This window comes from Blautia sp. HA9023 (assembly GCF_056504095.1).
Genome location: NZ_JBWLUR010000002.1, coordinates 73632 through 98911, shown reverse-complemented (window position 1 = coordinate 98911; position 25280 = coordinate 73632). Strand labels below are relative to the sequence as shown.

The window sequence follows — 25280 nt, the reverse complement described above, 5'->3', positions numbered from 1 at the left end:
TTCTGCATATAAAGAATCCCATTATAGTTATTATTATCTTATATAAGTTGAAACGGCTATGCTAAAAATCACATCAAATGAGGAAAGGAGTAAAACGTGACAAAGAAACAAGTAGGAAAAAGATTTCTCCAGATTATCATTGTATTATTTGGAATCAGCTTTTTCACATTTGGACTGACCTACCTGTCACCTGGTGATCCTGCGGAGATCATGTTGACAGAGTGTGGTAATCTTCCAACACCGGAACTTCTGGAACAGACAAGACATGATCTCGGCCTTGACCAGCCATTTCTTGTGCAGTATGGTTCCTGGCTGAAAGGTGTTGTAACAGGAGATATGGGACAGTCCTATTCTTTCAAAATGCCGGTAACGGATAAACTGGTATCCTGTTTCTGGCCGACGCTGAGGATGTCGTTGCTGGCACTTCTGATGATGGTCATTATTTCCATACCGCTTGGAATACTGGCCGCTGTATATCAGAACAAATTCCCGGATTATTTTGTAAGAGGAATTACCTTTGTGGGAGTATCTGTTCCAAGCTTCTGGCTGGGCCTGATCCTTCTCAGCATCTTTGGTGTTCAGCTTCGCTGGATCAATGTTGCCGGAGGCAGTACAGATTTTAAATCCATGATCCTTCCGGCGCTGACACTTGCACTTGCCATGTCTGCAAAGTATACCAGACAGGTAAGAAGTGCAGTACTGGAGGAACTTCACCAGGATTATGTCACAGGTGCAAGAATGCGTGGGATCAAGGAAAGCGTCATTCTCTGGAAACACGTTCTTCCTAATGTAATGCTTCCGCTGGTAACACTGCTGGGGCTTTCCCTTGGAAGTCTTCTGGGAGGTACTGCAGTTGTAGAGATCATTTACAACTGGCCTGGAATGGGAAATATGGCAGTAAAGGCAATTTCCTGTCGTGACTATCCTCTTGTACAGGGCTATGTACTCTGGATCGCGATCCTGTACATGTGCATCAACCTGCTTGTGGATCTGTCCTATACTTATCTCGATCCAAGACTTAAGGAGGATAGATAATTGAAAAAGGTATTACGAACATTCAAAGAAAATAAACAGTTCACTCTTTTCTTTATTCTGGGTCTCGTGGTGATCGGTGTTGCGATCTTTGCACCGCAGCTTTCTCCATATGATCCGTTGGATGCAGTTATGACCGAATCACTGCAGGAGCCAAGCTCCGCTCATCCGTTCGGAACGGATAAGCTTGGACGAGATCTTCTTTCCCGTGTTATCTTCGGAACAAGAACCTCTCTGATCATGACCTTATGTCTGGTTGCGGTGATCTTTGTGATCGGTACATTTTTAGGAGTTATCGCCGGATATTTCGGTGGTGTTGTGGATGCAGTGATCATGCGTATCGCGGATATGATGATCTCATTCCCCGGCCTTGTTCTGGCCATTGCCATTGCCGGTATGCTCGGACCGAATCTGGTCAATGCCGTTATCTCCATTGCGGCTGTAAGCTGGACAAAATATGCCCGCCTTGCAAGAAGTATGGTTTTGAAAGTCAAGAAGAGTCTTTACATAGAGGCAGCTGTGGTAAACGGAACAAAGACCTGGAAAATTCTTCTTGTACACGTTCTTCCCAACATGGTAACCCAGATGGTGGTAACTGCAGCGGCAGATATCGGAACCATGATGCTGGAACTGGCTTCCCTTTCATTCCTGGGATTTGGTGCAACCGCGCCGACACCGGAATGGGGACTGATGCTGAATGAAGGAAGGACCTACATGGCAAAAGCGCCATGGCTTATGATCTACCCTGGTATCGCTATCGTGATCTGTGTTGTTGTTTTCAACATGCTTGGAGACAGCATCCGTGATGTACTGGATCCGCGCCAGGATCAATAAAACAACTCTGTAACAAACCAACACCATATGATCAGTATTATTTATCTTTAGGAGGATGAAATGAGAAATAACGTAGTTAAAAAAGTGCTGGCTGCTACACTTGCATGCATGATGACTTTTTCCATGACAACAGTGGCTCAGGCAAAAGGTGACAAAAAAAGTGATAAGGAGATCACCATCGGAGTAACAAGCTTTGCAGATACACTGGAGCCGACAGAGCAGTATTTCAGCTGGGTTGTATCCCGTTATGCGATCGGTGAGTGCCTTACAAAATTCGATGAGCACGGTGAGATCGTTCCATGTCTTGCAGAAGAGTGGGATAACAGCGAAGATGGAAAAACATGGACATTCAAGATCCGTGAGGGCGTAAAATTCTCCAACGGTGATGACATGACACCGGAGATGGTAAAAGCTTCCATCGAGCGTACTGCCGAGAAGAGCGACCGAGTTCCGGAGTTCTTTGATCTTGATAACATCGAAGTTGACGGACAGAACTTGATTTTCCACCTGAACAGAGCTAACGCAAACATGGCTGGCTGCCTTGCAGACCCGCTGTTCCTCATTGTTGATACAAATGTCGATGATTCCACATTTGCAATGGAAGGACCGATCTGTACAGGACCTTACGCAGTAGAGTCTTTCAGCCCGACAGACTCCTGTGTTGTAGTAAAGAATGAGAACTACTGGGATGGCGAAGTTCCCCTTGACAAAGTTACACTGAAATGTGTGGATGACCAGACAACACGTTCCATGGCTCTTCAGACAGGTGAGATCGATATCGCTTACAACCTGAAAACAGAGAACCTGGTTGAGTTCGAGGGAAATGACAACTATGATATTCAGGAACTTCAGTCTCTTCGTTCCACCTATGCGTTCATGAACCAGAACGAGGATCATGCACTCAGCGACAAGGCACTTCGTCAGGCACTTCTCCGCGGACTTGACAAAGAGACATACTGTAACACTCTTCTTGAGGGTGGTGCAACAGCTGGTAAAGCACCGGTTCCGCCAACACTTGACTTTGGATTTGATGATCTGAAAGATGAGAATGCTTACGATCCGGATGGCGCAAAGAAGATTCTTGAGGAAGCTGGATACAAAGATGTTGACGGTGACGGATTTGTAGAGACTCCGGACGGAGATCCGCTTGTTCTTGATTTCGTTATTTACACAAGCCGTGCAGAGCTTGGTGTATACGCACAGGCAGCACAGGCCAGCCTGAAAGAGATCGGTATCAATGTAAACCTGAATACTGTAAGTTATGAGACACTTCTTGACATGAGAGATTCCGGTCAGTATGACCTTCTGATCTGGAATGTACTGGTTGCCAACACAGGTGATCCGGAGAACTACTTAAGAGAGAACTGGTACAGCTCTTCCGCAAACAATACTGCAGGATACAACAATCCGGATGTAGATAAGCTTCTTGATGAGCTTGCTCAGACATTCGATGAGGATGCAAGAAAAGATCTGATCATCGACATCCAGCAGGATATTATGGATGATGCAGCAACTGTATTCTTCGGTTATGAGACAACTTATCTCTTCTCCAATAAGAAAGTAACTGGAGTTAAGATGTATCCGATGGATTACTACTGGCTGACAAAGGATATCACTCTTGCCGAGTAAAGGAGCGTTTATTTATGCTTGAAATCAAGGATCTTTCTGTTCAGTACGGAAAGCAGGCACCTACCATTGAGCATTTCAATCTTTCCATGAAGAAGGGTGAGATCATCAGTGTTGTAGGAGAGAGTGGAAGTGGAAAAACAACCGTGATCCGTGCTGTCCTCGGCGCTCTTGCCGGGGGTGGCCGGGTCAGTGCCGGTGATATTCAGTTCAACGGACATTCCCTGCTTTCCAATACCAAGGATGAATGGAGAAATTTAAGAGGTACCCGCATTTCCATGATTTTTCAGGATTGTGGTGGAACCCTGAATCCGATCCGCAAGATCGGAAGCCAGTATGTGGAGTATATTTGTACACATACTGACGTATCCAAAGCAGAAGCATGGAAAAAAGGCTGCTCCATGCTTCAGAAAATGCGTCTTCCAGACGCGGAAAATATCATGAAAAGTTATCCTCACCAGCTTTCCGGTGGTATGCGCCAGCGAGTTGGTATTGCCATGGCTATGACTTTTAACCCGGAACTGCTTCTTGCAGATGAGCCGACCAGTGCCCTGGATGTAACCACGCAGGCACAGATCGTACGCCAGATGATGGAGCTCCGTGATGATTTCGGAACCGGCATCATCATCGTTACCCATAACATTGGTGTAGCGGCTTATATGGCCGATCAGCTGGTTGTTATGCAGCACGGAAAAGTTGTGGATCAGGGAACACGTGATGAAGTCATGAATCATCCGACCAGTGACTATACAAAGAAACTGCTGGCTGCAGTGCCGGAAATGGAGGGACAGCGTTATGTTTAAGGAATCCGATATCGTGCTCAGTGCAAAACATATCGTAAAACAGTTCCCGGCTTCCGGTGGCAGAACATTGACAGCCTGCAATGATGTGAACTTGAATGTTTATAAAGGAAAGACTCTGGGAATCGTAGGAGAGAGTGGCTGTGGTAAATCCACCTTTGTCCGTATGGTCATCTCTCTTGACAAGCCGACCAGTGGCGAGATCCTTTATCATGGAAAAAATCTCTCCAATCTTTCCAAAAAAGAAACCTGGCTGAACCGTCAGAATATGCAGATGGTATTCCAGGATCCACTGGCATCTTTTGACCCGAAAATGAAGATCGTGGATATTCTTACAGAGCCGCTGATCAATTACGGGAAACTGAAAAGAAGCGAAAAAGAAGCCAAAGCCAGAGAACTTCTGAAAATGGTAGAACTTCCCGGAGATTTTGTAGACCGCTATCCTCATAACATGAGTGGTGGTCAGAGACAGCGTATCAGTATTGCACGTGCACTTTCCCTGGAACCGGAGATCCTGGTGTGTGATGAGGCGACTTCTGCACTTGACGTTTCTGTACAGGAGTCCGTGATCCAGCTGCTGGTACGTCTCCAGAAGGAGAAAAACATCAGCATGCTCTTTATCTGCCATGACCTGGCGCTGATCCGTTCTTTTGCTCATCAGATCGCGGTAATGTATCTTGGAAATATCGTGGAGGTAATTCCAGGAGAGGATGTTGCAGAAAAATCTCTTCATCCATATACACAGGCTCTTCTTGGCGCTCAGTTTTCCATTCATATGGATCAGAACAAAAAGATCGAGAGTATTGAAAGTGAGGCTCCAAGCCCTCTGCGATGTTCCTCATGGCTGCCCGTTCCAGAATCGCTGTGAGCACTGCATGGAGAAATGTAAGACGATCCGTCCGGTGCTTACAGAGGTAGAGTCCGGACATGAAGTAGCCTGCCATTATGTAACTGAGAAATAAAGAAAGGCAAAAAACAGTATGACATTAAAAAACTTTAAAGTAATGGGCATTCTGCTGTTGTTGCTTGCCGTTTTTGCAGTTGGCGGGAAAAAAGTTTCCGCTGCTGTGGAAGACAGAGATGTTCAATATACAATAGGTGTTGTAGTATATAATCAGAACAGCCCGGAAATCAACATGTTTATGAACTATTACAGAGAATATATCCAGCAGGGATTTCCGGTAAAGTTCTATTTTTCAGGCAGCATTAATTCTGCAGAGGACGAGATCAATTTTATCCGCGCAATGAAGCTGCAGGGCGTAAGCGGAATCATTTCTTTTTATGGACAGGATATTCAGAAGATTGTAGAAGCCTGTGATGAAGAAGAAATGTATTATGTTCTTGGTTCCGGAAGTATCAGCGATGAAGATTATGACAAGGTAAAAACCAGCCCGTATTTTCTTGGAAGTGTAGGACCGGATGCAAAGGCAGATTATGAAGCCGGCTACAATATGGCAGATTATTTTGCAGATGCAGATACCAGCAGTTATATTGTGCTGACCGGTGGTTCTTCCGCAGGAAACTACATGCACCTTCAGAGAACCATTGGTGTTCTGGAAGGACTGGCTGAAAAAGAAGGACTGACTTATTCGGAGGATGTTGAAAAACTTGCGTCATCTGAGAAAACAACGGTTGTAGATGCAGGAAAGGATGATGTCAGCATTACCATCTGCCCTGGATATATGACAGATCCGAAAGGAATCAATAACCTGAAACATGCTTTTGTAGATAGAAATTATGATGCAGTTCTCTGTACCTTCAATGTAGATGAGATCATGAAGACGATTACTTCCAAGGAAGAAGAGCAGGGCTCCAATATCAAGGTCGGAGCTGTTGACTGCTTCTCCATGGAAAATCATGATGAGATCAATGATAACGATTCTTTTGGTAATCCGAAGATTGATTACATTGCAGGAAAATATGCATCCATGGGCGGTCCTGCATTTGCGATCCTGTACAATGCAATGTCCGGTCATCCGGAGGCAAACACCGATGATGCAGATAGCAATACTGTTCGTCTGTATCAGGGATTCTGGAGCGCATCCGATAAAGATACCTTCAATGAGCTTTACGGATATACACAGGATATTTACGAAAATGCATACAGCTGTGCGGATCTGATGAAAGTTATCAAAGCTTACAGTACAGATACCACACCGGATGATCTGAAAGCACTGACAGAAGCGTACACAGTGGAAGATGTGCAGAAGCGTATTGAGGAAAACTAAACAGAAATTTTGGAAAAGAGCTGGGCTGTCTTATGGGTTCAGCCCTTTTTCTTCGTATAAAAGACATTTTTATTCAAAAAAATGGAAAATCCTCTTTACTTTCTTAAGTTAATATAATAAAATCTATAAATATGTGAAAACATACATAGATAAATGAAGGGAGAGAACTATTCTTGACAACAGCACATATTTGTATAATGGCAGCCATTATCGTCTACCTGGGTGCAATGATCTTTGTGGGTTATCTGTGTTCCAAGAACAACAATGACAGTTCTGATTTCTATCTGGGAGGAAGAAAACTTGGACCTCTGGTAACAGCCATGAGTGCAGAGGCTTCTGACATGAGCAGCTGGCTTCTGATGGGATTACCGGGACTTGCTTATCTTACCGGTATTGCAGACGCAGGCTGGACAGCCATTGGCCTTGCCATCGGAACATACGTAAACTGGAGGATCGTGGCAAAAAGAATCCGCCGCTACACACATGTGGCAGGAAACTCCATTACACTGCCATCCTTTTTCAGTAACCGTTACAGAGATGAGAAGAAGATTCTGCAGTCCATCGGAGCGATTTTTATCGTAATCTTTTTTATTCCGTATACAGCTTCCGGATTTGCAGCCTGTGGTAAACTTTTTGCAAGTCTCTTTGGCGTAAAATATCTGCCGGCTATGATTATCAGTGCATTGGTTATCGTTGGCTATACTACACTGGGAGGATTCCTGGCAGCATCTACTACAGACTTTATCCAGAGTATCATCATGTCCATCGCACTTGTGATCGTATTCGTATTCGGGATCAGCACTGCCGGTGGTATTGAGGCAGTTGCAGACCATGCAAGATCCCTGCCGGGATATCTGACTATGTTTACTACATATGATCCCACAACCGGAACAGAACAGGCATATCCACTGCTTAACATTATTTCCATGCTTGCATGGGGACTTGGATATTTCGGAATGCCACATATTCTTCTTCGTTTCATGGCGATTGAAGATGAAGAGAAACTTACACTTTCCAGAAGAGTGGCAACTACATGGGTAGTGATCTCACTGGCAGTAGCAGTACTGATCGGTGTGGTAGGACTTGGAATGACAGCAGCAGGAGAGTTTGATCTTCTGGAAGGTTCCGCATCTGAGACCATCATCGTTCAGATTGCAAATCTTCTCAGCCAGCACGGTGTGATCGCAGCGATCCTTGCAGGACTTATCCTCGCAGGAATCCTGGCATCTACCATGTCAACTGCAGATTCCCAGCTTCTGGCAGCATCTTCAGCAGTTTCTTCCGACCTTCTCGGAAGCATCCTGAAGGATAAAGAAACCAAAAAAGAAAGCATGGTAGCGGATAAGATCACACTTCTTCTGATCGCAGTAGTAGCTATGTTCATCGCCCGTGACCCGAACAGTTCCGTCTTCACCATCGTATCCTTCGCCTGGGCAGGTTTCGGAGCCGTATTCGGCCCTGTAGTCCTCCTGGCATTATTCTGGAGACGCTCCAACTGGCAGGGAGCCCTGGCAGGAATGATCTGCGGCGGTTCCATGGTATTCATCTGGAAATACGGAATCAGCAAACTCGGCGGCGCCTGGGGAATCTACGAACTCCTCCCCGCCTTCATGGTAGCCATCGCAGCAAACATCATCGTCAGCCTCCTCACCAAAGCCCCATCCAAAGAGATCACCGACGAATTCGATCTGGTAAACCAGAAATAAAGAATTAAGGATTTTATTCAATAACTTACACTCAAACAAAACAAGCCCGATACAGATTGTAGCCAAGACATCTGTATCGGGCTTGTCATCTTTTTTTATTTATAATTAAATAAAGTCACACAGCCAAAATGTTCTAAGCGTGGCCGGAGGGAAGGGGTGTGGGGAAGGGAAATGGCCTTCGCAACTACGAATGCTTCCCTTCCCCCACGCTTTTCACAACTTCCAAATTGCAATAAAATTAGATTATTATGCATTTTCAAGCAGCTTTTTTAACAACTGCTCCATTGTTAAATTCAACACCGGATGCCGCAAATACGGTGCAATCTCCACCATAGGCTTCAACACAAAATCCCGATTCTCCATATCAATATGAGGCACATGCAATACCTCCGTATCAATGATCTCATTATCATAAAACAAGATATCCAGATCCAGTGTCCGTGGCCCCCAATGTATGATCCGCTTCCGATCAGCAGCCTGCTCCAGCACATGCAGCCTGTCAAGAAGCTCATCCGGACAAAGCAAAGTCCGGACTCTTAAAGCTCCATTGAGAAATTCATCCTGCTCCACACCGCCATAAGGCTCTGTCACAAGATACTCCGAAACTTTCTCAACAACGATCTCTTTCATATCCCGAAGCCCCTGGATCGCATTGTCCAGGTATTTCTTCTTATCCCCCATATTGGAACCAAAAGCAACATAAGCTGTATGCCAGCCTCGGGTAATTTCCACAGCAACGGTTTTCAGTGGAAGGCCTACCGGAGCCCAGGGCTTTTCAATACGAAGGGTGATCTTTTTAAGAAGCGGAAGAGAAAGCAGCAGCAGCTCTGCCAGATTCTCCACAGCAGCCTCCAGAAGTTTGTAAGTGTTTTTCTGAAGAAAATCGGTGATCATATGACTGACTTCCCCATAATTGATGGAAGCAGAAAGATCATCTGCCAGCCCTGCCGGACGTGTCTCTGTATACATAACAGCAGAAACAACAAATTTCTGTCCGAGAGCTGTTTCTTCCGGAAATACACCATGGTTTGCAAAAATCTCAAGATCTCTGATTTCGATTTTATCCATCAGTTCCTCCTAGCGTCCCAGAATAGCTTCTGTCATCTGGATGACGCGTTTATTTTCTTTGATGTCATGAACACGGACAAATGCACAGCCCTTCATAACACCGATCACGGATGTGGCAAGGGTTCCCTCTACACGCTGATCTACAGGAAGATCAAGTGCAAGTCCGATCATGGATTTTCTGGAGGTACCAAGAAGTACCGGATATCCCAGCTTCCGGAAAAGCTCCAGATTATCCATGGTCATCAGGTTCATCTCATATGTTTTACCAAATCCGACACCCGGGTCAAGAATGATCTTGTCATCGGCAATACCGGCACGTTTGGCGATATTGACACATTCCTGGGTTTCAGCCAGCATGTCTACAATAAAGTTGTTATACTCTGTGTTATCTTTGTTATGCATTAAACAGCAGGGAGCATTATATCTGGCAATGACAGGAGCCATTTCCGGGTCGTATTTCAGTCCCCAGATATCATTGATAAGATCTGCTCCATGTTTCAGGGATTCTTCTGCAACACATCCCTTGTATGTATCTACAGAAATCGGGATATCGAAACGGCTTTTTACTGCCTCAATAACAGGGAGTACTCGTTCAATCTCTTCCTGTGCACCAACTGGTGTATGTCCCGGACGGGTTGACTCTCCGCCAATATCCAGGATATCAGCACCCTCGGCGATCATAGCTTCCGTATGTTTCAGGGCATGATCCATATCATTCCATTTTCCGCCATCTGAGAAAGAATCCGGTGTGACATTTAAGATACCCATAATGTATGTTTTGTTTTTTACATCAAACTCACGATTTCCGATTTTCATGAAAAAACCTCCTAATATTGGATCGTCATATTTTTTTTGGCAGGAGACCAGTAACATTCCGGCTCTGCTTTACAGGAAAAACAGTTTCTGGATCTTTTGTCCGCAGTATAGAGCAGTTTTCCAAGAACTGTCTGATCCGTCTGAGCTCTGTGACCACGTATTGCCGAAACGATCGCTTCAATTTCTTCCATAGAAAATCCAAGCTCGTTTAAGATCTGCCCGGCGATAGCAGCACCGGCCTCATCATGAGGAGTGCCATCTTCATACTGTCTGGCCCGTCCGATATCATGAAGAAGGGCAGTACAGTAGATCAGTTCCTTTGAAACCGGAGCATTTTCCTCAAGTGCCCGGATATAGGCAAGGCGTGCCACATCCAGAAAATGCTCCGGTGTATGTCTGCAGAATTCACGGTCAGTCTCCAGAAGCTGAAGCTTATTAAGCTCATTCTGATAGATCGGATGATTCCAGATCTGATTTACTCTGTCCATCAGTCCTTAACCATAGCAAGGAACTGTTTCTGGAGCTCCATATTTTCTTTGAATTCACCTCTGGTGACAGTCGTAACCGTTTTGCTTCCCGGCTTTTTGATCCCACGCATGGTCATGCAGGTATGCTCCGCCTCCAGCATTACCATGATTCCTTTTGGAGCGAGAACACGTTCCAGGGCATCTGCGATCTGCACAGTCAGACGTTCCTGGATCTGAGGTCTTCTCGCGTACACATCAACGGTACGGGCCAGCTTGCTTAAGCCGGTAACTTTGCCATTTGGGATATATGCGATATGAGCTTTTCCGTAAAACGGCATAAGATGATGTTCGCACATGGAATAAAAGGTAATATCTTTTTCCAGGACCATTTCGTTGTTTTCTACATGGAACTGTTTCTGAAGATATTCGTCCGCCTCGTTGTCAAGTCCGCCATAAATTTCCTCACACATACGGGCGATACGCTCCGGAGTTCCCTGCAGTCCCTCTCTGTCCACATCTTCGCCGATTCCTTCGAGAAGAAGTTTGATTGCTTCTTCTACTTTTGCTTTGTCTACCATAAATAACAACCTCCATTTGTTAAAAAAATCACGTTTTTCGGAGACTGTCTTTTTTATTTTTGCACACAAAAAAGATATCTCCAATTGTAATAGAACGTATGTCGAAAAAAGCCCTACACAATATGAGATATCCTCTTATATTGCTGCAACGGGTGCGGACTTCATACCGTAAGACGTACTTTTCGTTCTGGCGACAACTCCCCATTCGCCAAACACTTGACGCATAAAGTCCTATTTTGCATATCATTCATTTCATGGACAAGTATACCATATACTGATATAAGAAGGAAGTGAAAATGATAAAAAAATATCACAAAAATAGAGAATATGTTCTATGAATTATGCGATAGAATCTATAGATATGTCGGATTTTTGCAGATTATATTCAGACAGATGGGAAAAGGAATATAAGACAGAAAATTCCCGGAACAGAAAAGGCGCTGTTCCGGGATCACAGGGTTGTTAATGGCGTATCATTTTCATCAGATTTACAATACGGTCAAGCCGGGCGATTTCCGTGGGACTTTTTCCTATCTTAAGCACTTCAATAATCGCAGAGATTTCATCAGAGCTAAAATTTAATCCCGCATTTTTTTCCTGAGAAGCTGCGCCCATAATAAACGGCATCAGTTCAGAAGGATTTTTCCCAAGTCCCTGATCAGCCAGATTCTGAAGCATGGAAAGTTTCTGCGGATCCATTTGGGAAAGCTTTGGATTGTTTTTCCAGTCATCACTCATGGATTTTCACCTCCTGACGGTTCCTCATTCATAATTTTTATCATTTGCATGACAGCTATAAGATTTGTAATCTGGTCGATCTGTCTGCGTTTTTCACCACCGCAGCATCTTCGGATATCCTGAAGTATTTCCATCGGATCAGACATGGAAAGACTGGCTGCCTGCATATCCGGATAATTTTTGCGATTTTTGAAGAGGGTCATGGTATTGATCAATTCCTGAGTTTTTGCATACATAGACAGAAACTGCTGGCCAGAGGCAGGTAAATATGGAATCATGGCTTTCAGCATTTGATTCCGGTCACTTTCTACCATCTCATCAAGTGCAGTTCTGGCAACAAAATCCTGTTCCATAAAAATGTCCTTTTTCATGAAATCTATGTTTCTTCGTGAAAGAATATGACAGAAATACAAAAAGTTTCATATTATAAATGGAAGAATTTATTTTCGGGAGAAAACTATGGAATCAGAAAAAAAGCAAAGGCTTGTGATTGATGGGAATGCTTTTTATGAGATAGATCTGAAGTGTCTGGAAGAAAAAAAGAAGAAACAGGAAGCCGCAAAAAAACACCGGCAGAAAGGGCAGAGGAAGTAACCTCTGCCCTTTCTGCGAATCTTTTTAACAGCAGTTGTTGCAGCCACATCCATTATTTCCGCAGCAGAGCAGAAGAAGGATGATGATCCAGCAGCTGTCATTGCAACAGCCATTGTTATTACCGCATCCGTTATTGCCGCCGCAGCACAGAAGGCAGATGATCCAGAGAATGCAGGAGCAGCTGTTTCCGCCGCCAAACAGGGAAGTTCCCCATCCGCCACAGCCACAGTTATTGCCGCATCCGCAGCCGTTGTTATTACATCCGCAGTTATTGCCACATCCGGAATCACACCCGCAGTCATTACAACCGCAATTTGTAGCCGCTAAGTCACTCATCGATAAGTCCTCCAGAATTTTGTTTACACTTCATCATATGGGTAGGAGATGTCCCTGGTTACAAAAAAGTTGACAGTATTTATTCGTTACGATATAATAAACACAATGTAACACTTTTGTAATTTTTGAAACAGAACTGATATTTTGTTATCGGGCATAAAGAAATGGGGAAAATTATGAAAAATCTCAGAGCAAGACAGTGGATGAAGGGACTGATGCTGGTATGTTTACTTCTGGCCGGCTGCGCTTTTTTTTCACATTCTGCAACTGAAGTACAGGCAGCAACTGCCGGTTTTAAGACAGTTGGAGGAAAGACATACTACATAAAAAGCGACGGCAGCAAACAAAAAGGCTGGCTGACACTTGGAAAATATAAATACTATTTTAATAAAACTACAGGTGTTCAGGTTAAGGGCTGGCTAAACGTAAATGGCCAAAAGACTTATTATTTTACCAGTCAGAAGGGAGTTATGGTAACTGGCTGGCTGACAGATTCCAGGAAGCGGAAACGATATTTTGATCCAAAAACAGGTAAACTGACCAGAGGCTGGATGAAAAACAGTAAAGGTGAGAAATACTATTTTACAAGTGGCGAAGGTATCATGGCTACTGGCTGGTTAAAAAACAGCAAAGGCCAGAAACGGTATTTTCACAGCACTTCCGGTGTAATGGCTACCGGCTGGCTGAAAAATACATCCAAAAATATCAGCTATTATTTTGATCCTGAAACCGGATATATGACTACCGGATGGAGGCGCATCAGCGGAAAGAAATACTATTTTTCTACCAGTAACGGTTCTATGGCTACCGGACTTAAAACTATTGATGGAAAGAAATATTATTTTAAAACAGATGGTTCTATGGCTGTCAGTACAACAGTAACCGTCAGTGGAGTTACTTATACAATTTCTTCGACAGGTGTAGCTACTGTTAAGACAAGCCATTCAAATCAGAATCTGAGTAATGGAAACGTAAAAGTTTATGACACTCAGAATTCCAGATATTACACAATGGTGAAAGAATACAAGACTCATCCGGGAATTGCTAACGGTAAGACAACAGACGAAGCACTTCTGGCTGCATTATGTGAATCCGAAGCAGGAGACCAGGGAAAGATTGGAATGGAAGCGGTAGCACTTTGTGTTCTTAACCGTACAATTAAAAAAGATAAAGAGTTTCCTTCCACAGTTCGCGGTGTAATTTACGAAAGCATGGTAAATGGTACTTATCCGCAATATTCTGTAGTTCGTGACGGAGCTCTTCTGAAACGTCTTAAAGGCAATTTTGAGAACCGCACTCTTGCATATCAGGCAGCAAAAAAAGCAATGACGATTTTCAATAATTATGTCAAGAACGGGAAATCAAGAACTCTGACCGGATTTAAACAGAAAGATTTTAATTATATGTATTTTATGATGAACAGTTCTTTCAAAAAACAACCGTTAACTTTCAGCAAGGTTAAATACGAAGTTTATAAAGATCATACATTTTTTGTAGACTGGGTATAATGATACATTATCCCTGTCAGCAGCTGTACTGCTGCTGACAGGGGCTTTTTTTATCATAGACACAGGGAGGGAAAAATATGCATCCATATTTACAGGTGATCCTGTGGGCAGCAGGAATCGTTGTACTGTTTATTATCCTGATGGCATGGAACAACCATAAGTGGAAAAAAGCACAAAAGAACAGAATAAAGAGAATTTTTGGAAAAATCCCGGAAAGAGAATACTCTCCGGATGATCTGGAGCGTATCTCCCACTATTTTCGCAGAAAAGAAAACGGGAAATTTTATATTGATGATATTACCTGGAACGACCTGGATATGGATCGGATTTTTATACAGATCAATCAGACGGTTTCCTCACCTGGAGAAGACGTGCTCTATAATATGCTCCGAAGACCTGTTTTCAACAAAGAAAAACTGGAAGAACGTGAGAAACTGATACATTTTTTTGATACCCATGAAAAGGAACGGACAGATCTTCAGCTGATCCTGGCTTCCATCGGGAAGACAAGGCTTGGTTCTCTGGCGGATACAGTTCTTGCCCTCAATGATGCACCGGTGATCAATATGAAAATCCATATTCTGATGCTGGCAGCACTCCTTTTGAGTATTTTTGTGCTGCTTCCATTGTATCCGATGGTGGGCTTTCTGGTGTTTATGTGTCTGATGATCGCCAATATCTCAATTTATTATGCCAGTGCAGGGCAGAAAGTTATTGAAACCTATATGGACTGCTTTAACCATCTTCTGAAAATGCTGGAAGCGGCAGACCAGATGCAGATCGTGAAATATCCGGAAGCCAGAAAACAGATGGAAGTGATTGCGGAAGGAAAAAAGGAATTCCGACGTTTCCGAAAAAAAGCCATTCTGATTACCGGAAAAAATGCAGATTCCGGGGACCCTTTCCAATTACTGATGAGTTATGTGCGGATGGTATTTCATGTGGATATTCTGGCATACAATTCCGTATTAAAGGAAATAAAAGATAAGGCCGATACGATCATGCTGCTGATTGATAATATCGGAGAACTGGATGCTTTGATTTCCGTAGCTTCTTTTCGCCGGACACTGACACTCTGGTGTATACCGGAATTTGTCCCGTGGACAGAAGAATCGGATACGGCGGTGCAGCTTAAAACAGAAGATCTCTACCATCCGCTGATCAGAAATCCGGTGGCAAACAGTATCATTGCAACGGGAGGCACCCTGGTTACCGGTTCCAACGCTTCCGGCAAATCCACATTTCTGAAAAATGTGGCGATCAACAGCATTCTTGCGCAGACTATCCACACCTGCACAGCAACCTCCTGTCGGGCACCATTTCTGAAGGTAATGACTTCCATGGCTCTGAGGGACGATATCAGCAGCGGTGAAAGTTATTTCATCGTAGAGATTCGTTCCCTGAAACGGATCCTGGATGAAAGCCGGAAAAAAGAACCGCTGCTCTGTGTGATCGATGAAGTTCTCCGGGGAACCAACACCATTGAGAGGATTGCGGCTTCCTCACAGATCTTAAATGCACTTCGGGGAAACTGGCTGCTTTCTTTTGCGGCAACCCATGATATTGAGCTTTCCTATATTCTGGATGAAATTTATACAAATTATCATTTCGAAGAGGAAGTCAGGGAACAGGAAGTGGTGTTTAATTATCTCCTCCAACCGGGAAGGGCAACAACACGAAATGCCATCCGTCTTCTGGATATGCTGGGATATGATCCAAAGCTTGTGAAAAATGCGGGAAATGCAGCGGCAGACTTTGAACGTACCGGTGTATGGACAAAAATTTCTTGCACTGGAGAAAAAGGACAGGTATAATCAGGAACAGCATAACTGTAAATTAAACCAAATCAAGTAAGTCCCCTGCGGGGTTGCGAAAAGCAATAAGCAGTGGGTGGGGACTTGCTTGTATCAGGAGGAGTGCAAGCTCCTCCTGATAAACTGCGGAGCAGTTATTTGGTGTAGAGCTACGTAGCGAAGCGGATTGCGAATATCCGCTTGACTATTAAATAAAAAATTCATTATTTCAAAATCCAAGGAGAATCAAACATGCAGGTAAAAATCTATACCGACGGCGCAGCACGCGGAAATCCGGACGGCCCAGGCGGCTACGGAGCAGTTCTTCAGTATATTGATACCAAAGGCCAGTTACATGAGCGTGAATTGTCCAGAGGCTACAAGAAAACTACAAACAACCGGATGGAGCTGATGGCAGCTATCGTAGCTCTGGAGGCACTGAACCGTCCCTGCCAGGTGGAGCTGTATTCCGATTCCAAATATCTGGTAGATGCCTTCAATCAGCACTGGATCGATTCCTGGCTGAAAAAGAACTGGAAACGTGGCAAAAACGAAAATGTGAAGAATGTAGATCTCTGGAAACGCCTTTTAAAGGCTAAGGAACAGCACCAGGTAAGCTTCCACTGGGTTAAGGGACATGCGGATAATCCGTTAAATGAGCGCTGTGACCAGCTTGCCACATCCGCTGCAGACGGCGATGAACTTTATGTAGATGAGGGGTTAAACGGATAATTCTGTCACTTTAAGTTGTCAAAGCGATACCAAAATTTCTTGACAAACAAAAAAGCAGTTTGTATACTTCATATAGTATAGTAAAAGGCATGGAAGGGAAGAAGTAACTTAAGGAAAGCCCACAGAGAGCAGCCGGCAGGTGAGAGGCGCAGGGTGGAACTTCTGTGAATACATCCCGGAGCTGCGTACCGAATCTGGCTTTACAGATAGGCTGCGACGGAATAGCACCCGTTATTGTGCTGAAGTGATTTTATATCGTATTATATTGGATATAACAGGATATAGATTCACTTTATGAGGCAGGAAATGCGAGTTTTCTGTAAATTTAGGTGGTAACGCGGGACCCGGTTCTCGTCCTAAACGGACAGGAACCGGGCATTTTTTATATGACTATACAGGAGGAAAGAACAATGACAGTTTGGGAAGAACTGAAAGCACGTGGCCTGATCGCGCAGGTTACAGATGAAGACGAGATCAAAGAGATGGTAAACAATGGTAAAGCTACATTTTATATCGGCTTTGACCCGACAGCAGACAGCCTTCATGTAGGACACTTCATGGCTCTTTGCCTGATGAAGAGACTGCAGATGGCAGGCAACCGCCCGATTGCCCTTCTTGGCGGTGGTACTGGTATGATCGGTGACCCGTCCGGAAGAACGGATATGCGTCAGATGCTGACCAAGGAAACCATCCAGCATAATATTGACTGTTTTAAACAGCAGATGAGCCGTTTTATCGATTTTTCTGATGGAAAAGCACTTATGGTAAACAATGCGGACTGGCTTATGAACCTTAACTATGTAGAGCTTCTCCGTGAGGTAGGCGCTCACTTTTCCGTAAACCGTATGCTGACAGCAGAGTGCTACAAACAGCGTATGGAGCGAGGCTTAAGCTTCCTGGAATTCAACTACATGATCATGCAGAGCTATGATTTCTACATGCTGTATCAGAAATACGGCTGCAATATGCAGTTCGGTGGTGATGATCAGTGGAGCAATATGCTTGGCGGTACTGAGCTGATCCGCCGTAAACTTGGTAAGGATGCTTATGCCATGACCATCACACTGCTTCTCAACTCAGAGGGCAAGAAGATGGGAAAAACCCAGTCCGGAGCTGTATGGCTTGATCCGAATAAGACATCCCCGTTTGATTTCTACCAGTACTGGAGAAATGTAGACGATGCAGACGTTATCAAATGTATGCGTCTTCTTACCTTCCTTCCTCTCGAAGAGATTGATGAGATGGCTAAATGGGAAGGCAGTGAGCTGAACAAAGCAAAGGAGATCCTTGCATACCAGCTGACAGAGCTTGTACACGGTGAAGAGGAAGCCAAAAAAGCACAGGAGGGTGCCCGCGCACTGTTCTCAGGTGCAGATACTTCTCATATGCCTACAACAGAGCTTTCAGAGGAAGATTTTGACGAGGAAGGAAAAATCGACCTGATCACACTTCTTGTAAAAGCAGAGCTGGTACCAAGCCGTTCCGAGGGTCGCCGTGCGATCCAGCAGGGTGGTGTATCCATCGATGGTGAGAAGCTCACCGATATTTACCATACGGTTGAGAAGGATGCTTTTGCAGGGGACGGGATCGTTCTGAAACGAGGCAAGAAAAAATTCAAAAAGATCTGTGTAAAATAATTTCCCATATCTGTGACATTTCCGGGATAAAGCTACGGCATTCCGGAAATGCTGACAGGTAGGGTTGACACAAGGAGGATAACAACATGAAAAAGTACGGAGTGAACGAACTTCGTAAGATGTTCCTTGACTTTATGGAGAGCAAGGGCCATCTTGTAATGAAAAGCTTTTCCCTGGTTCCTCAGGGAGATAAGAGTCTTCTGCTGATCAATGCAGGTATGGCTCCGCTGAAACCATATTTTACAGGTGCTGAGAAGCCGCCAAGAACAAGAGTGACAACCTGCCAGAAATGTATCCGTACCGGAGATATCGAAAATGTAGGTAAAACCGCACGTCACGGTACTTTCTTTGAAATGCTTGGTAACTTCTCTTTTGGTGATTACTTCAAGAAAGAAGCCATCCACTGGTCCTGGGAGTTTCTTACTGAGGTTGTAGGGCTTGATGCAGACCGTCTCTACCCATCCATTTACCTAGATGATGATGAAGCCTTCAATATCTGGAACAAAGAAGTAGGGATTCCGTCTGAACGTATTTTCCGTTTCGGAAAAGAGGATAACTTCTGGGAGCATGGCGCAGGTCCATGCGGTCCATGCTCTGAGATCTACTATGACCGTGGCGAAAAATACGGCTGTGGCAAACCCGGATGTACGGTAGGCTGCGACTGCGACCGTTACATGGAAGTATGGAACAACGTTTTCACACAGTTCGAGAACGATGGAAACGGAAACTACACAACCCTGAAACAGAAAAACATCGATACCGGTATGGGACTTGAGCGTCTTGCTGTAGTTGTTCAGGATGTTGATTCTATTTTTGATGTAGATACAATTTGTGCACTTCGTAATCTTGTATGCGAGATCGCACATAAAGAATATGAGAAAAACTATGCAGATGACGTTTCCATCCGTCTGATCACGGACCATATCCGTTCCGCAACATTTATGATCTCCGATGGAATCATGCCAACCAATGAGGGACGTGGATATGTTCTCCGCCGTCTGATCCGCCGTGCAGCACGTCACGGACGTCTTCTTGGCATCGAGGGAACATTCCTTGCAAAATTAAGCGCACAGGTGATCGAGAGCTCCAAAGCCGGTTATCCGGAACTTGAGGAGAAGAAAGAGTTTATCTTCCGTGTTCTTACAAACGAGGAGAATCAGTTTAACAAGACCATCGATCAGGGTCTCCGCATCCTTTCCGACATGGAAGAGGATATGAAGAAAGCCGGCGAGAAAACTCTTTCCGGTGACAATGCATTCAAACTTTATGATACTTACGGATTCCCTCTTGACCTCACAAAGGAGATCCTTGAGGAAAAAGGCTACGGCATTGACGAGGAAGGATTCCAGAAAGCCATGGAAGAGCAGAGAGTCAAAGCCCGTACAGCCCGTGAAGTAACCAACTATATGGGTGCGGACGCAACTGTATATGATGATATTGATGTCAATGTAACAACTGAATTCGTTGGCTATGATCATCTGACATTTGACTCAAAAGTAACTGTCCTTACTACAGAGACAGAGATCGTGGATTCTCTTACAGAGGGACAGAAGGGTACCGTATTTGTAGAGCAGACTCCTTTCTATGCAACCATGGGTGGACAGGAAGGCGATATCGGTGTGATCGAGACAGCAAATGGCAAGTTTGTTGTTGAGGACACCATCAAGCTCCGTGGCGGCAAATTCGGCCATGTAGGACATATGGAGTCCGGCATGATCTCCACAGGTGAGACCGTATCCCTGAAAGTAAACGAAGATGCAAGAAAAGATACCGAGAAGAACCACAGTGCGACACATCTTCTTCAGAAAGCGCTGAAAACAGTTCTTGGTTCCCATGTAGAGCAGAAAGGTTCTCTGGTAACACCGGACAGACTTCGTTTTGACTTTGCTCATTTCCAGGCTATGACAGCTGAGGAGATCCAGGCAACAGAAGATCTTGTAAACAAAGAGATTCAGGCAGGCCTTGAAGTACACACAGACATCATGGATGTAGAAGAGGCTAAGAAATCCGGAGCAATGGCACTCTTCGGTGAGAAATACGACCAGAAGGTACGTGTGGTATCTATGGGAGACTTCTCCAAAGAACTCTGTGGTGGTACCCACGTAAAGAATACAAGCTCCATCATGCTCTTTAAGATCGTTTCCGAGTCCGGTATCGCAGCTGGTGTCCGTCGTATCGAGGCACTTACAGGCAAAGCCGTTATCGAGTACTACAGAAAACAGGAAGAGCTTCTGCACGAGGCTGCAAAAGCATTAAAAGCCAATACAACAGAGGTTGTAGAAAAGATCGGCCATCTTCAGGCTGAGGTAAAAGCTCTTCAGAGCGAAAATGAATCTCTCAAGAGCAAAGCTGCCCAGAGTGCACTTGGCGATGTCATGGATAAAGTTGTTGAAGTAAACGGCGTAAAACTTCTTGCAGCCAAAGTTGAGGGCGTTGACATGAATGGCCTGAGAGACCTTGGTGACAAACTGAAAGAGCAGCTTGGCGAAGGAGTTGTCCTTCTTGCAGCAGTAAACGGCGGCAAGGTAAATCTCCTTGCAATGGCGACTGACGCAGCTCAGAAAGCAGGCGCCCATGCAGGAAATCTGATCAAGGCTGTAGCAGCCATCGTTGGCGGTGGCGGCGGCGGACGTCCGAACATGGCACAGGCCGGCGGAAAGAATCCGGAGAAGGCACAGGAAGCTATGGACGCAGCAGCAGGAATCCTTGAAAAACAGCTCACAAAATAACAAAGTTGTGCGTGATTTACAATTTTGACATTTTTTTCATAAAAATCGAAAAAGATGTTGACGAAACCACATGTTATGCTATATAATAACACTCGTGCAAGAAAAATACCCAGACAGTTGTATTTTAGCACAATCTACAACTGGAGGGAGGTTAGGTGTGAGTCTATGTCAAACGTTATCGTAAAAGAGAACGAGACTTTAGATAGCGCTCTTCGCAGATTCAAGAGAAGCTGTGCTAAGGCGGGAATCCAGCAGGAAATCCGTAAGAGAGAGCATTACGAGAAGCCAAGCGTTCGTCGTAAGAAAAAATCTGAAGCCGCAAGAAAACGTAAATATAATTAATTGTGCGCAAAAATCCCTGGCTGTATGGTCAGGGATTTTTAATTAAATAGAAACAGGAACGTTTGACGAAGGAAAGAAATATGAATTTGTTTATTAAACTGATTATCAAACCATTGCGATCGCTCCTTAAATTATTATTTAATCGAATTTTTTATGTAGCTCTGGCTCTTGTTGTGCAGCTGGCATGGCTGCTGATCGCCCTTTTCCGGCTTATGGAATACTCCAGATGGGTGACGATCGGAATGCAGGCCATAGGTTTTCTGGTTGTTCTGTGGATCGTAAATAAAAAGATCAATCCATCTTATAAGCTCGCCTGGACGATGCTGATCCTTATTTTTCCGGTATTTGGTGTTTCCCTGTACCTTCTTTTCGGTAAGTCACGGATCGGCGCTGTAATGGAGCAGCATTATCAGAATCTTATTGATGAAACTGCTGAATACCTGGAAGGCTCAGAGCTCACAAGAAAACGTTTAAATGAAGACGACCGTTCCATGAGGATCCAGTCGGATTACATCTGGCAGTATTCAAGATATCCGGTTCACGAGAATACCACAGCAGAGTATTTTCAGGTAGGAGATGATATGTTTCCGGTTCTGGTGCATGAACTGGAGCAGGCAAAGCATTTTATTTTTATCGAATATTTCATCATAAATGACGGGGTAATGTGGCAGACGATCCTTAATATCCTTGAAAAAAAGGCTAAAGAAGGAGTGGATGTCCGACTGATCTATGATGGCTTCGGCTGCCTTACCACATTGCCATACAAGTATGATCAGGAGATGCGCCGGCGAGGAATCAAATGCGAAGTATTCAACCGGTTCCGTCCGATTCTTAATATAATCCAGAATAACCGTGACCACCGTAAGATCTGTGTGATCGATGGCTGGACCGGTTTTACCGGCGGCATCAACCTGGCTGACGAATATATCAATCAGCGAAAACGGTTTGGCCACTGGAAGGATACAGCCGTTATGCTGAAAGGAGAAGGCGTCTGGAATATGACAGCTATGTTCCTGTATATGTGGGGAATCGTTACCAGAACAGATACTTCTCTTGATTTCGGAAATTATGTTCCGCACAGGTGGCACCCCAACGAATTTCCGGGAAACGGTTATGTCCAGCCATTCTGCGATTCCCCCCTGGACGATGAGATCGTAGGAGAGAACGTTTATCTTAATATTATCAATCGCGCCAAAAACTATGTTTATATCTGCACACCATATCTGATCATAGATAATGAGATGATGACCGCCCTGTGCCTCGCTGCAAAAAGCGGTGTGGATGTCCGGATCATGACACCAGGTATCCCGGACAAAAAAATGGTATTCCTGCTGACACAGTCTTATTATAAGCAGCTTCTGGAAGCAGGTGTAAAGATCTACGAATACCAGCCGGGATTTTTACATGCAAAATCTTTTGTCTGTGATGACAAAGTAGGCGTCGTAGGAACCATAAATCTGGATTACCGAAGCCTTTATCTGCATTTTGAAGATGGTGTCTGGATGTATAAGAATGATGTGATCCTGGACATCCGGGATGATTTTACAGAAACCCTGGAGTACTGTGATCCCATTGATCTGGCATTCTGCCAGAAGAGAAATATTGTGGTACGTGCCATTCAGAATGTATTGAGAGTTTTTGCACCGCTATTATAAAAACTCTTTGACAGACAACTGTAAATTCTGTATGATATATCAGACAGGAGTTCAAATGCTCCCGTTTGATATTGTCTAAAGAAAAATAATTTATAGATACATATGAAATTTTTAGTTATTGGAGGAATTGATTTGAGCCAGAACAAAGAAACAGAGATCCAGCTTCAGTACATTGAAAAATGTAAAGAGCTTCTTGCCAAAAGCAGTACGAAACGTCCCACCTTCCATATCCAGAACGAAGGTTGCCAGATGAACTCTATCCAGACAGAATCCATCGCAGCCATCATGGAAAAAATGGGATATGAGATGGTAGACACTGAAGATGCCGATGCAGTTGTATTTAACACCTGCACAGTTCGTGAAAATGCCAACCAGAAGATTTACGGACACCTGGGACATTTAAAGAGCATCAAGCGCAACCACCCGGATATGAAAATCGTACTGTTTGGATGTATGATGCAGGAACATCACGTAGTGGAAAAGATCCGTAAGGATTATAAATATGTAAATCTTGTATTCGGAACTCATAATATCCATAAATTCCCGGAACTTTTTTACCGGGCACTGCAGACTGATGACCAGATCATTGATATCTGGAAAGAATCTGATGAGATCGTGGAAGGTATGCCAACCTCCCGCAAATATTCCTTCAAGACAGGTGTCAGTGTAATGTTTGGGTGCAATAACTTCTGCAGCTACTGTATTGTTCCCTATGTTCGTGGCCGCGAAAAGAGCCGTGAGCCCCAGGCCATCATCCGTGAGATCGAAGAGCTGGTAGCAGATGGCGTTACCGAGATTATGCTCCTTGGCCAGAATGTAAATTCCTATGGAAAAACGTTGGAAACACCGGTGACATTCTCACAGCTTTTGAAAGAAGTAGAGAAGATCGAGGGACTGAGACGTATCCGTTTCATGACCTCCCATCCCAAAGATCTTTCGGATGAACTGATCCAGACCATGGCAGAGAGCAAAAAGATCTGCCATCATCTTCATCTTCCGCTGCAGTCCGGAAGCAGCAGAGTCTTAAAAGAAATGAACCGCCGCTATGACAAGGAGAAATATCTTCAGCTTGTAGATAAAATCCGTGAGGCAATTCCGGATATCTCTCTGACAACTGACATTATGGTTGGTTTCCCTGGAGAGACAGAAGAAGATTTCCAGGAAACACTGGATGTGGTAAGAAAAGCCAATTATGATACCGCCTTTACATTTATTTATTCCAAGAGAAGCGGAACTCCGGCTGCCGGTATGGAAAACCAGGTACCGGAAGATGTGGTAAAAGACCGGTTCAGCCGTCTTCTTTCCCTGGTGCAGGAAAAAGGCCGTGAGAATTCTTCCCGTTTCCAGGGAAGCGTACAGGAAGTCTTGGTAGAAGATGAAAACCGTGAGAAAGGTACTCTTACAGGCCGTACCCAGCATAATCTTTTGGTACATTTTCCGGGAGATAAGGAACTTATCGGTAAATACGTAAACGTAAGCCTGGATATCTGTAAAGGATTTTATTATTTTGGTCATATAGTAGAAGAGTAAATTTTGGTTAATATAAGTTTATACTGCCCGTTCATCCGATCATCGGTAATGAGCGGGCTTTTTTATTGTACGATTTATGTCGGCGGTAAAAAATTTCAGTTTCCTATTGACAAATACCCCTTGAGGGTATATATTGTTCCATGTAAAGCAAATACCCCCTGAGGGTATTTTAAGAAAGGAGAGACAGCCCATGTCTGAAAAGAAAGCCTGTCCCTGCTGCAGTGAAAAACACACTGCCCGTTCAGAAGAGGAGAAAAAAAGCTGATCAATCGCCTGAAGCGTATTGAAGGCCAGATCCGGGGAATTATAGGAATGATGGAAAACGATGCCTATTGTAATGACATTCTGATCCAGTCTGCAGCAGTCAATGCAGCAGTTAATTCATTTAATAAAGAACTGCTTGCCACCCACATTCGAACCTGTGTTGCAAGAGATATCCGCGAAGGCAAAGATGAGACCATTGATGAGCTTGTGGCAACCCTCCAGAAGTTGATGAAATAAAGGGACATAATTTATTTTAGGAGGTACTGA

At 44.3% G+C, this 25280-nt stretch carries 24 protein-coding genes, 1 pseudogene, 1 riboswitch and 1 other annotated feature; of the genes and pseudogenes, 18 read left to right on the top strand and 7 right to left on the bottom strand.

Annotated features, from left to right (window positions below; translation table 11 throughout):
• Positions 1-96 precede the first annotated feature (96 nt).
• The 8 genes from nikB to putP all read left to right on the top strand — a co-directional run bounded on the left by nikB (position 97) and on the right by putP (position 8226).
• Positions 97-1035: a nickel ABC transporter permease gene (gene nikB, locus AC04Q6_RS01910; RefSeq protein WP_118062895.1), complete on the top strand. Its 939-nt coding sequence runs from the start codon at positions 97-99 to the stop codon at positions 1033-1035.
• A complete protein-coding gene (nikC, locus tag AC04Q6_RS01905) occupies positions 1036-1866 on the top strand; it encodes a nickel transporter permease (RefSeq protein ID WP_118071437.1) in 831 nt (276 codons plus the stop codon).
• Between the two features lie 60 nt (positions 1867-1926).
• The gene (locus AC04Q6_RS01900) at positions 1927-3495 is read left to right on the top strand and encodes an ABC transporter substrate-binding protein (RefSeq protein WP_118071436.1); all 1569 of its coding nucleotides are present in this window, start codon (positions 1927-1929) and stop codon (positions 3493-3495) included.
• 14 nt (positions 3496-3509) lie between these two features.
• Positions 3510-4295 (top strand): ABC transporter ATP-binding protein, encoded by a 786-nt coding sequence (locus AC04Q6_RS01895; protein ID WP_021976429.1) that lies wholly within the window; start codon positions 3510-3512, stop codon positions 4293-4295.
• The gene (locus AC04Q6_RS01890) at positions 4288-5160 is read left to right on the top strand and encodes an ATP-binding cassette domain-containing protein (RefSeq protein ID WP_476389497.1); all 873 of its coding nucleotides are present in this window, start codon (positions 4288-4290) and stop codon (positions 5158-5160) included. Before AC04Q6_RS01895 ends, AC04Q6_RS01890 begins: the two co-directional genes overlap by 8 nt.
• A complete protein-coding gene (locus tag AC04Q6_RS01885) occupies positions 5102-5254 on the top strand; it encodes an oligopeptide/dipeptide ABC transporter ATP-binding protein (protein ID WP_476389496.1) in 153 nt (50 codons plus the stop codon). The genes AC04Q6_RS01890 and AC04Q6_RS01885 overlap by 59 nt, the downstream gene beginning before the upstream one ends.
• 18 nt (positions 5255-5272) lie before the next feature.
• Positions 5273-6520, top strand: coding sequence for a type 1 periplasmic-binding domain-containing protein (locus AC04Q6_RS01880; RefSeq protein WP_476389495.1), 1248 nt, complete (start codon positions 5273-5275; stop codon positions 6518-6520).
• A 197-nt stretch (positions 6521-6717) separates the two neighbouring features.
• The gene (gene putP / locus AC04Q6_RS01875) at positions 6718-8226 is read left to right on the top strand and encodes a sodium/proline symporter PutP (protein WP_178087509.1); all 1509 of its coding nucleotides are present in this window, start codon (positions 6718-6720) and stop codon (positions 8224-8226) included.
• A gap of 246 nt (positions 8227-8472) precedes the next feature.
• On the opposite strand, the gene folK is transcribed toward putP, so the two are convergent.
• From folK to AC04Q6_RS01845, 6 genes are all read right to left on the bottom strand, one after another.
• Positions 8473-9294, bottom strand: a complete 822-nt coding sequence (gene folK / locus AC04Q6_RS01870; protein ID WP_118071433.1) for a 2-amino-4-hydroxy-6-hydroxymethyldihydropteridine diphosphokinase — start codon at positions 9292-9294, stop codon at positions 8473-8475.
• A gap of 9 nt (positions 9295-9303) precedes the next feature.
• Positions 9304-10110, bottom strand: coding sequence for a dihydropteroate synthase (gene folP, locus AC04Q6_RS01865; protein ID WP_021976434.1), 807 nt, complete (start codon positions 10108-10110; stop codon positions 9304-9306).
• Between the two features lie 11 nt (positions 10111-10121).
• Positions 10122-10598, bottom strand: a complete 477-nt coding sequence (locus tag AC04Q6_RS01860; RefSeq protein ID WP_118071432.1) for an HD domain-containing protein — start codon at positions 10596-10598, stop codon at positions 10122-10124.
• Positions 10598-11155 (bottom strand): GTP cyclohydrolase I FolE, encoded by a 558-nt coding sequence (folE, locus tag AC04Q6_RS01855; protein ID WP_021976436.1) that lies wholly within the window; start codon positions 11153-11155, stop codon positions 10598-10600. Before folE ends, AC04Q6_RS01860 begins: the two co-directional genes overlap by 1 nt.
• 144 nt (positions 11156-11299) lie before the next feature.
• A riboswitch (THF riboswitch) is annotated at positions 11300-11396 on the bottom strand.
• 221 nt (positions 11397-11617) lie between these two features.
• Complete coding sequence (locus AC04Q6_RS01850) at positions 11618-11893, bottom strand: hypothetical protein (protein WP_118062881.1); 276 nt, start codon at positions 11891-11893, stop codon at positions 11618-11620.
• Entirely contained in the window at positions 11890-12246 is a 357-nt protein-coding gene (locus AC04Q6_RS01845; RefSeq protein ID WP_021976438.1) for a hypothetical protein, read from the bottom strand. Before AC04Q6_RS01845 ends, AC04Q6_RS01850 begins: the two co-directional genes overlap by 4 nt.
• Before the next feature lie 106 nt (positions 12247-12352).
• Between AC04Q6_RS01845 and AC04Q6_RS01840 the strand changes: the two genes are divergently transcribed.
• On the top strand, positions 12353-12487 hold the full coding sequence (locus tag AC04Q6_RS01840; RefSeq protein ID WP_021976439.1) for a hypothetical protein: 135 nt from the start codon (positions 12353-12355) through the stop codon (positions 12485-12487).
• A gap of 24 nt (positions 12488-12511) precedes the next feature.
• Here AC04Q6_RS01840 and AC04Q6_RS01835 read toward each other — a convergent pair whose 3' ends face one another.
• Positions 12512-12823 carry a hypothetical protein gene (locus AC04Q6_RS01835; protein WP_118062878.1) on the bottom strand — a complete coding sequence of 104 codons (312 nt, stop codon included), beginning with the start codon at positions 12821-12823 and terminating at the stop codon, positions 12512-12514.
• A 176-nt stretch (positions 12824-12999) separates the two neighbouring features.
• Between AC04Q6_RS01835 and AC04Q6_RS01830 the strand changes: the two genes are divergently transcribed.
• From AC04Q6_RS01830 to AC04Q6_RS01790, 9 genes and pseudogenes are all read left to right on the top strand, one after another.
• Positions 13000-14331 carry a cell wall hydrolase gene (locus tag AC04Q6_RS01830; protein ID WP_242997006.1) on the top strand — a complete coding sequence of 444 codons (1332 nt, stop codon included), beginning with the start codon at positions 13000-13002 and terminating at the stop codon, positions 14329-14331.
• Between the two features lie 77 nt (positions 14332-14408).
• On the top strand, positions 14409-16145 hold the full coding sequence (locus AC04Q6_RS01825; RefSeq protein WP_021976936.1) for a MutS-related protein: 1737 nt from the start codon (positions 14409-14411) through the stop codon (positions 16143-16145).
• A 231-nt stretch (positions 16146-16376) separates the two neighbouring features.
• A complete protein-coding gene (gene rnhA, locus AC04Q6_RS01820; RefSeq protein ID WP_021976937.1) occupies positions 16377-16856 on the top strand; it encodes a ribonuclease HI in 480 nt (159 codons plus the stop codon).
• A gap of 81 nt (positions 16857-16937) precedes the next feature.
• Positions 16938-17218, top strand: a binding site (T-box leader).
• 48 nt (positions 17219-17266) lie between these two features.
• Positions 17267-18493 carry a tyrosine--tRNA ligase gene (tyrS, locus tag AC04Q6_RS01815; protein WP_015524942.1) on the top strand — a complete coding sequence of 409 codons (1227 nt, stop codon included), beginning with the start codon at positions 17267-17269 and terminating at the stop codon, positions 18491-18493.
• Between the two features lie 86 nt (positions 18494-18579).
• A complete protein-coding gene (alaS, locus tag AC04Q6_RS01810; protein WP_118071431.1) occupies positions 18580-21222 on the top strand; it encodes an alanine--tRNA ligase in 2643 nt (880 codons plus the stop codon).
• Between the two features lie 165 nt (positions 21223-21387).
• A complete protein-coding gene (rpsU, locus tag AC04Q6_RS01805) occupies positions 21388-21564 on the top strand; it encodes a 30S ribosomal protein S21 (RefSeq protein WP_004222305.1) in 177 nt (58 codons plus the stop codon).
• Positions 21565-21644: 80 nt separating this feature from the next.
• On the top strand, positions 21645-23219 hold the full coding sequence (gene cls, locus AC04Q6_RS01800) for a cardiolipin synthase (RefSeq protein ID WP_021976940.1): 1575 nt from the start codon (positions 21645-21647) through the stop codon (positions 23217-23219).
• Between the two features lie 102 nt (positions 23220-23321).
• Positions 23322-24749 carry a tRNA (N6-isopentenyl adenosine(37)-C2)-methylthiotransferase MiaB gene (gene miaB, locus AC04Q6_RS01795; RefSeq protein ID WP_118071430.1) on the top strand — a complete coding sequence of 476 codons (1428 nt, stop codon included), beginning with the start codon at positions 23322-23324 and terminating at the stop codon, positions 24747-24749.
• A gap of 190 nt (positions 24750-24939) precedes the next feature.
• Positions 24940-25250 (top strand): annotated as a pseudogene (locus AC04Q6_RS01790) (metal-sensing transcriptional repressor).
• The last annotated feature ends 30 nt before the right edge of the window (positions 25251-25280 follow it).